The sequence below is a fragment of the Candidatus Endomicrobiellum agilis genome, from assembly GCF_020328115.1.
Classification (GTDB): Bacteria; Elusimicrobiota; Endomicrobiia; order Endomicrobiales; family Endomicrobiaceae; genus Endomicrobiellum; species Endomicrobiellum agilis.
In genome coordinates this window covers 44384-53196 of sequence record NZ_JAIXMW010000008.1, presented here as the reverse complement: position 1 = coordinate 53196, position 8813 = coordinate 44384, and the positions used below count along the sequence as shown (strand labels likewise).

Annotated in this window: 10 protein-coding genes; 1 reads left to right on the top strand and 9 read right to left on the bottom strand. The window is 36.7% G+C overall.

The features are described 5' to 3' along the window. From LE179_RS05680 to LE179_RS05670, 3 genes are all read right to left on the bottom strand, one after another. On the bottom strand, positions 1 to 760 hold a 760-nt coding region (locus LE179_RS05680; RefSeq protein WP_374129410.1), incomplete at its 3' end, for a tyrosine-type recombinase/integrase. Further along, entirely contained in the window at positions 730 to 1056 is a 327-nt protein-coding gene (locus LE179_RS05675) for a hypothetical protein (protein WP_374129409.1), read from the bottom strand. The genes LE179_RS05675 and LE179_RS05680, both read right to left, overlap by 31 nt. A 181-nt stretch (positions 1057 to 1237) precedes the next feature. Further along, on the bottom strand, positions 1238 to 1375 hold the full coding sequence (locus tag LE179_RS05670) for a hypothetical protein (RefSeq protein WP_374129408.1): 138 nt from the start codon (positions 1373 to 1375) through the stop codon (positions 1238 to 1240). A 172-nt stretch (positions 1376 to 1547) separates the two neighbouring features. Between LE179_RS05670 and LE179_RS05665 the strand changes: the two genes are divergently transcribed. Then, the gene (locus LE179_RS05665; protein WP_374129407.1) at positions 1548 to 1724 is read left to right on the top strand and encodes a hypothetical protein; all 177 of its coding nucleotides are present in this window, start codon (positions 1548 to 1550) and stop codon (positions 1722 to 1724) included. A 233-nt stretch (positions 1725 to 1957) separates the two neighbouring features. Here the strand turns inward: LE179_RS05665 and LE179_RS05660 are convergent, their stop codons facing one another. The 6 genes from LE179_RS05660 to mutL all read right to left on the bottom strand — a co-directional run bounded on the left by LE179_RS05660 (position 1958) and on the right by mutL (position 8725). Further along, complete coding sequence (locus LE179_RS05660) at positions 1958 to 2395, bottom strand: hypothetical protein (protein ID WP_374129406.1); 438 nt, start codon at positions 2393 to 2395, stop codon at positions 1958 to 1960. Between the two features lie 169 nt (positions 2396 to 2564). Next, positions 2565 to 3881: a hypothetical protein gene (locus tag LE179_RS05655; protein ID WP_374129405.1), complete on the bottom strand. Its 1317-nt coding sequence runs from the start codon at positions 3879 to 3881 to the stop codon at positions 2565 to 2567. A gap of 68 nt (positions 3882 to 3949) precedes the next feature. Then, positions 3950 to 4549, bottom strand: a complete 600-nt coding sequence (locus tag LE179_RS05650; RefSeq protein ID WP_374129404.1) for a hypothetical protein — start codon at positions 4547 to 4549, stop codon at positions 3950 to 3952. A 238-nt stretch (positions 4550 to 4787) separates the two neighbouring features. Then, a complete protein-coding gene (locus LE179_RS05645; protein ID WP_374129403.1) occupies positions 4788 to 5507 on the bottom strand; it encodes an AAA family ATPase in 720 nt (239 codons plus the stop codon). Positions 5508 to 5837: 330 nt separating this feature from the next. Next, positions 5838 to 6698: a tRNA (adenosine(37)-N6)-dimethylallyltransferase MiaA gene (miaA, locus tag LE179_RS05640; RefSeq protein ID WP_374129402.1), complete on the bottom strand. Its 861-nt coding sequence runs from the start codon at positions 6696 to 6698 to the stop codon at positions 5838 to 5840. Between the two features lie 158 nt (positions 6699 to 6856). After that, complete coding sequence (gene mutL / locus LE179_RS05635) at positions 6857 to 8725, bottom strand: DNA mismatch repair endonuclease MutL (RefSeq protein WP_374129401.1); 1869 nt, start codon at positions 8723 to 8725, stop codon at positions 6857 to 6859. Positions 8726 to 8813: the final 88 nt, after the last annotated feature.

The window sequence follows — 8813 nt, the reverse complement described above, 5'->3', positions numbered from 1 at the left end:
ACCTGTCGGAATTCAGCCCTGCTTCTTTGTATGCCTGCTTTATTATTTTACGCAAACTTCTTGTCGCTAAACGCTTGCCTTTGTTCCCGTCCGAAAACACCATAAACAGCGGGCTTTCTGCTTTTATATCGCTTGGAATATCTGACAAATACTCCCGTATCGCCATGCTCACCTTTTCCCCTATTTTAGCATATTCCGTTTTTTCATTTCTGCCTTTCCCCTGCAGATACAATACTTCCATGTCTCCGATATTTCTTAAGTCTTCAACATTCGCTCTTGCAAGTTCTATCGTCCTCAATCCGCACGTTGCTGATAACGCTATTATCGCATAATTCCTTTTTCCTATAACTGTGCTTCTGTCTATTTTATCCAACACACTTTTAACCTGCACTGACGTAAGATAATCACGTTTATGTCCTTTATCTGTTCTCACGCCTTTAATATGGTCTGCGATGTTTTTGTACAAATTCTCGCTTGCCAGCCATCTGAAGAAAAGCTTCACTACTCCCAGCCGAAAAATCGTTGTCGCTGGTTTATATTTCGTTTTCAGATATTCCCGATATCCGATAATATCTTCCCGTGTCGGCGTTGGTTTTTGTGTGTCAGTCAGGTATTTTGCAAAGTGAATTAATTCGTATTTGTACGCTTTTACAGTTGTCGGCGAGGCGTCCAAATAGCTGATAAATCTGTCAAACCATTCTTCTTTTATTTCTGCTTTTTCTGCAATTTCTATTTTACTGCCGACGCCGTCAACAACCATTCGTATATCCGCCAGCTCTGATTTTTATCTTTGTCGGGGACTTTCCCAAACCACTTTTTTATCAACTCTTCTTTCGCTTCCTCCGCCTGCTTTTTCGCACCTTCTATCGCTTCCTCAAACTCTTTCCGGTTGTCCGTCTCTTCTATTATTTCTTCTTTCATCAGTTCCCGCTCTCTTGCTCTCAATACTTTACATTTTGCCTCGTGCAGTGTTAATCCGCTTTCTCTCGATACTTGTTTATACCTATCTTCCCACTCCTCATTCTCTTCTATCGCTCTTTTTCTATTTCTTCTCAATTTCTTTAATTACATTTACTCTCATCTGTTCATTCCTTTTAAAATTTTATTTAAACAACATCCACATCAACAAACCAAATAATCTCAAAGCAAAAAACAGGAGAAACAGCTGCAATACACTCTTTAAAAAATCAATCATTTTAATCACCTCACATGCTCTCATCTGTTACTCCTTTAAAATTTATCTAAAAATCAATCGGTACAACATACCAAACACATAATCCGCCGCATGAATTGCCGCCTGCGTCAAATAGAATAATCCCGCAAGTCCAATCAAAAACTGTATCACATCACCAATCCAACCTAAAATTTTGTCCATCATTTCAATCACCTCACACATATACTACCACACTAATGCTACCAAAAAAGTGGTAGCATGTCAAGAATTATACATACTCTTGTTTATAACTTGTTTTTTTGGTATTATTGCGGTCTCGCACGGCAACACAAAATAACTATAGGAGTACACTATGACAACATAAGAAGATAACATGTTAAATAAGTTGGCAGAGTCTATGTCGGAGTCCTTAGCGACTGATTTAAGCAAAATGGACTTGTCAAAAGACGAAAACATTTTTGAAGAAATTGGAAGAATTGAAAGTTGTTTGGAAGTAAAAGAAGTGTTAATTATTACCGATTGCCTTCTTGAGTTTCCCTCTCGGGTGTAACAAAAAAAATAAACGCAACCGGAGTTACCCGCTGCGTCTATTCTGAGAAATAATAAAAGGTTATTAGCGTAATCTTGTCATATTGTGAGAACAAGAGTACTATAATTATTATACAAGCTTTTACTAAAATTTTGCAATTATTTAGAGGAAAACTGTTTGATTGTCACAAATGGGAAACTTGGTATTTGTGAATAGTGAGGAAAAGTCGGCTCCGATATTTCTTTCGTCATCTTTTACCTTATTGCTGAGTCTACCCCTGCTAGGGCAACTATTCCCCAAATGGTGTATATTGTTATTTTATCCCTAGTGTTTTTACTAAACTTTATATTGCATACGTTGTCCTTAGCTTGATAGGTTAGGATTGCCGCTCCTATAGCACCTAGACCAGCCGACACTGATGTCATAATCCTTCCTGCAGTCCATCGTGATTGAGTTTCCACAGATAGTCCAGCTCCATATTCAGCAGAATTATCCTCTGTAAAAAAGTCTTTAGCTGCTTTGGAGTTATCCAATTCCGCCTCGTCTTTTTTTTCTTCGGTTCCTGCTGGACTAACACCCGTTCCCTTTCCCTGCGGAACTGTCTTGTTGTCGCTTGGCTTAACAATGTCAGGAGTTTTGCTGCAGCCAGCAAAAAACATTAATGCTAACATAAAAACTATTGCTCTCTTCATTTTTAGTCCTTTACTCCGACGTAGATAGTTGAAATACAAGCAACAGCATTAAAACAGCTGTATACCCCTTAAATTCATCGGGTTTGTCCTCGTGTTTTTTTATGGTGTTTCTTTGACTCCGGCGGAGGCGGCGGTGTTTCGGCGTTTATTTCAACGTCCTTAAATACTCTCATTTAACCAGTTCTTCTACCTCTTGTACCTCAAAAACTTGGAGGTTGCTCAGCTCTTGTACTACTTCCATCGGCAGTGGAGTTACTTCCGCCCGCAGTCTTCTGTTTTCTCTAAATAACTCATTATACATCATCTTCGCAAAATCTCTCTTTTGCATTAATTTCTTTCTCTCTTGCATGCGATACTCATTTTTGTCTATGAGCTGTTTGTTCTGTGCGTCCAGCGTGTCATTTGCTGTCTTCAGAGATACATTGCTTTCGGCGAGACTTTCCGCCTTCTTTTTTAGCGCTAGTTGTGCCGCAGAATTTTTTATGTTTAGTTTTAGCGCCTTCAGATTTGGCATTGCTTTTTCTGCCCGCAGTTTATCGTTTAGCTCTTTCGTTTCGTTCAAATTTTTCTGCAGATGATTTACCTCTGCGTTTAATTTGTTTATTTGTTGCTGTTGGTCGGGCAAATCTATTGTGTCAGTTTGTGTTTCTATCTCGTTCATATTAAAAAAGTTTGGCTGCCTTAAATCAAGGTCAAGATTCTCTTGCATCTCAAAAGCATTTATTGGGTCGCTCCAACCTATTTGCGTTATCTTTAAAGCAACAACTTGCGGTTCTTCAACTTTGTCAGTTTGGATTTTTGGTTTAGCAAGAGCTAGGTCTCCGCGCAACTGTTTATTTTCCCTTCTTAGTTCGTTGGCTTTCATCAGGTTAAGACTCGCTTCTCCTGAATACTGATTTCTTTCAGTAACAAGCGCTTTATCCTGGTTTTTCAGCAGTTCATTTTCTATGCGAGCCTGATGTAAAAACTCTTTAGTTTCTATAACTTGTTCCTTTAAATTTTCACTTTGCAACTTAAACTCGTCTGCTTTCTGTATAACTCCTCCCAGAGATTCAGCCAGATATTCTTTGTATTCTGCGGATTCCGTAAGTTGTTGTTTTAATCTTTCATTCTCTGCCTTCAGCTCCTCAGTCTGCTTTTTGTATATTACCGCGGGCATATCTTCAGGCAACGTCGTTTGTTTTGGCGGCGGCACAAGAGGAGTATCATTTTTATAGATATACTTGTAGGCAAGCAGTGCCAGCACGGCAACCTGCACCACAGTGGCGATAATGTACCCATGTGCCTTAGCCCAATCCCAAGTCTGCCACGCTATTCCTTTTGCTCTCGTGGGCAGGTCTTTCATATTCGGAAGCGGTGATGGCGATGGACTTGGACTAACCTGATTAGCAGTTTTGGTATCAGTTTTGTCAGGTTGATATTTATTAAGCTGTTTATCACAGCCTGAGATTAAGACTATACATAATAACGATATTAATCTTTTCATTCCTAGTCTTCGGAAGTAATAACGAAATCTAAAATCCTTTTTATCTTTTTATACCACGCGGGGCTCTTTTATTTCTTGTTCCCAGTTTGTACGTCTATGTTATGATGATTCAGTATCCCAACTAATCTTTGGACTTCTAAGCTCCACTTAGTAATCGTATTTTTGCATTCGGCTAATTCTTCTTTGCAGAGACGCAAACTTTTTGCGAAAGGACTATTCAGATTCTCGTCAGGGTGTTCTGTCACTCGCACCAACTCAGACTCTCTCAGTTCCCATTTTCGAATCGCAACTGTTAATCTGTCTATCTCGTCTTGCAAAAGTTTTTCGTCGGTAGCCGCCGATGTCCCGGGTTTTTTTGCATTAGTCAGATTATACAAGTTGTGCCATTGCACTGTTTTCTGATATTGCTTGTAAAGACCAAACAACGAAGCGGCGCAAGCCAAAGATAACACGACTATGGCTATCCAATATCCTTTTGTGCTTTTTTGTTGCAATACAGGGCATTTTTGTTGCTCTGGGCATATATCGGCAGGTGTTTCTTGTAACGGCTCTGTTTGTACCGATTCGGTAACATTTGTGACAGCGTCTGACTTGGATAGTTGACGAGGCGGGACAACGCAACCCGACGCAAGCAACAACGTTAAAATAGCTGATATTACTTTTTTCATAACTATCATCCTATCTGGACAGGCAGGAGATTATACCAGATTCTCTTTTTCTAGTCTCACGCTCGGCTGAGATCATGATAATCAATTATTCAAAAACCGAAGGTCGCCTTTTTTCCCAAAACCTGAGACCGATTTATGTTGCAACTATAGTTTAGCCAAAAAGTTGCAAAAAAGTCAAATTTTGGTTTGTGCGTGGAAAAAAAAGGGAGTAAAAAAAAGCGTATGATTTGCGGTGCCTCTAATCAGAATTATTCAATTTCTTTATCAATTCAGAAATTGCGCTATTTTCATCTCCCACAATGGCTTTTTGAAAAAGTTTATTTGATTCAATATCGTTTATAGATATGTTTATTACAGGCAATTCTGTACACTTAGTTCCTTCGTCAAGTATTTCAGCTTCTTTTTTAAGTTGATTAATTGATTCGGCAGGTTGCGTTGGCGGTTTGGCAATTTTTAATAAATGAGACAATAATTGTTCTTTTTTATTTAAGTCTTTAAAACAATGTTTTAATGCTGTATATGCATATTCAGTCTTAATTTTCCATACTTCGGTTTTAATATTTTCTCTCTTTGCCTGTAATTCCTTATTAAGTGAGTTTAGTTTACCTTTTTCATTATTAAGTTCTTTTATCTCTTGTTCAATTTTTCGAATCGTTGTTTCAGCTTCTTTATTTTCTTTTGACAATGTAAAAATTCCTTTTAGAGCGTCGAGTTCATAAAAATAGTCTTTTATAAAATTTTGGTTATAAACAAGTACATTTTCGTCTGATAATCCTTTGATTTCACAATGCCGATATTTCTCTTTTGATTCCTCTGATTTATAATGGTATAAATAATCTGAAATTATACTTTTTCCTGTTCCGTTTAAGCCGTAGATAAGATTAACTCTTTTGTCCGTTGACAATGTAACGGACTTTTTGTAACAGGCTACTTTATCCATTATAATTTCTGTTATCATAATCCCATCTCCGTATTATTTCTATTTTATTATCAAATTATCCAACAATTCTTTCTTGCATAATTTTTTCACTGCAGTAAATGGTTTTTGGTCTTATTTGTTATTTTGAAAAAGCGAAGCCTTTGGAAAGTCCAGAAAAAATAAGAAACTGAATCTTTTGGGGAATTTGCCCTCTCGGCATGACAAGCAAAAGTTAAGTTAAAGTTTTTCATCATCCTATCTTTTTTATGCGCTCGTTATATTCTTGCTCGGTAACAATGATTTCAATTGTTTAGGTATTTGTCAGATAAAACGCTTAGCTAAACAACTTATGCGCTCTTGAACAGTTAATTATTGAGCTTTTATATATTCGATACTAGACTGAGCTTTAAACCAAGTATTCTGTCGTTTGGCATAGTGCCTCGTATCTTTTGAGAACTCCAAAACTAAATCGTCTCTTGAGATCTTTTTATCGAGGTATTGTACTATATGTCTGTAGCCTATGCCGCTTAATGCGGGGCAATTCTTATCAAACCCCATGTCTAAAACTTTTTGCGTTTCTTCAATCATGCCACTGTCTATCATTTGTTTACATCTTTCGTTAATTCTTTTATACAAGATTTTACTCTCAACAGAAATACTGTAATGTTTAAAATTGTATCTCGGACTTTTAAGCTTAAAATGTTCTTTAAGAGTTTTTCCTGAAAGAATATTTACTTCGAGCGATCTAAGCAGTCTTTGCGGATTTTTTTTATTCTTTTCAGCAGCTTCCGGATCTAACTTTAAAAGTTTATTGTAAAGTTCTTCGTTAGATTGAGCTTTTAGTTCTTTTCTCAAAAATTCGTCTGCTTTAGGCATGTCGTCAAGTCCGTAAAGCAAAGCTTTAATATATAATCCCGTTCCACCTGTTATAACGGGGACTTTGTGTTTTTTTAAAATTTCTGCAATTTTTAAATCGGCAGCGTGTACAAATGCCGCGGCGTTGTATGTTTGGTCAAGATTTATAATATCAGTTAAGTGCTGCAAAACTCCGTCAATTTTGCGGAGTCCGTTTTGCAAAAGATATCCCTCTTTATTTGTACCGATATCTAAGTATTTGTAAACCTGTCTCGAATCACAAGAAATTATCTCGCCGTTTTTTGCTTTACAAAACTCAACAGCCTTTTTTGTCTTTCCACTTGCAGTTGGCCCCGAAATAACAATAATATCCATAGTTTTTGCGCCATCATCCGTCATACTGAAAGATGAATTTTTTGAAGTGTCTAAAATAAATAAACTATACCTGTGCAAAGTAAATAACATCTACTTTTTATTCTATGAGTTCTTCAAATTTTTTTCTTTTAAGGTGGCGATAATTATCTTCTGTCAACTTATTTGCGTTTAAAAAATTTTTCTAATTCGCTTAATGAGATTCTGTATGCTGTAGGTCTGCCATGAGGACATGTAAAAGGGCATTCGCATTTAAAGAGATCGTTTATCAATTTTTTGGCTTCAATAAATGAAACATTATCGCCTGCTTTTATACTTGCACGGCAGGCTGAGCGAATAATTTTATCTCTTTTTTGTTCTATTTCCACATGTTTATCATCTTCAATATCTGAAATTATTGCCTTAACTATTTGTTCCATCGACATATTTCCAAGCAGCGCCGGATACGCTGTGATTCTAAAAGAATTTTGCCCGAATTCTTCAATGCTTATTCCCAAGTCATTAAAAAGATTTAGATTTGCCTTAAGAAGCTCCGAAACACTTGGAGAAAGGTCAAAATTTTCAGGCATAAGCATTTGCTGTATTTTGACAATCTGATTTTTCATCTGTAAAAGATAGAGTTCGTACCTCACTCTTTCTGCAGCAGCGTGCTGGTCAAAGATATATAAACTGCCCTTATTTTCAGCAATAATGTATGTGCCGAAAACCTGTCCGAGAATTTTTATGTTATTGTCAAAGTTTTCAGGCGTAAGTTCTTCCTGTTTTACAAGAACGTCGGCATATCTGTCTATATTATGATTTTGTTTTGAAGGGACATAGTTGTGCTTTGGTTTAGGTTCTCTAACGTAAATAGTAGATTGTGGTATTGTAGAAATAGAGTAAGCATTGCGATCTTTACTCTTTTGCTTTGTAAATTCTAACAAGTTGAAATTTTCGGTTTTGCTTGTCATCTGAATGCTCGCGTCTCGAAGTTGTATCTCTGATTTATCACGCGACATCTCCGCAAAAGACGAAGGATAAGCTATTTCAATTTCCGGGTGGGCGCACGATATAAGAGCATTTCTTAGCGCTTTATAAATAATGTCATACATACCGTTTTCAGTTGCAAATTTTACTTCTCTTTTTGCAGGATGTATGTTTACGTCAATATCTGATGGATCAATGGTAATATAAATTAACAGCCCTGCGTGTCTGTCGCGAGGTATTGATTCTTTGTAAGCCTGATAGACGCAATGCGTAAGCCATTTTGGATAATTTACAGGTCTTGAATTTACAAAAAGGTACTGGTATTTTCTGTTAGACAAAGAATCACCTCTGCCTGTAAAATAGATATCTGATGAAGCTTTAGGATGATCTACTTTTATATTTTTAAGCTTCTTTGCAAAATCTTTGCCTAAAATATCCGCAATCCTGTCTAACTTGTTGTCTGTCTGAGATGTAGAAAAAATAGTTTTATTTTCAGAAATCATTTTAAAGGCTATATCGTTATTTGTAAGAGCTGTTTCCTCAAGAGAACTTATAATTCTTGAGCGTTCGGTGGAGTCACTTTTTAAAAACTTTTGTCGCGCCGGAGTATTAAAAAATAAATTTTTAATTTCTGTTATTGTTCCTTCCGCGCCTGCCCAAGGAATTATTTTAACATCTTTACCGCCGTCAGCTGAAAGTTTCCATCCAGAAGCTTCGCCTTTTTTTCTTGTTTTCATTTCAAAGTTTGAAATAGCTGCTATGGAGGCAAGAGCCTCGCCTCTGAATCCTAAAGAATGAATATGTGATAAGTCGTTAAAATCGTCTATTTTACTTGTTGCATGTCTTAATATAGAGAGTTCCAAATCTTTTCTGTCCATAGCAAAGCCGTTGTCGGAAACTCTTATAAGCTTTTTTCCTGCTTCTTCTATTTCAACGGTTATGGAAGACGCGAAAGCGTCTAAAGAATTTTCTACAAGTTCTTTAACGGCGTTTGACGGGCGTTCTACAACTTCGCCAGCAGCTATTTTATTGATTGTTTCTTGCGACAAAATATTTATCGGCATATTTATTTCCTTGCGCCTGTTCATTACATAATAAATTACGTATTATTTTTTTTATTTTATTAACAATTTGTTGATATAAATTTTCTTT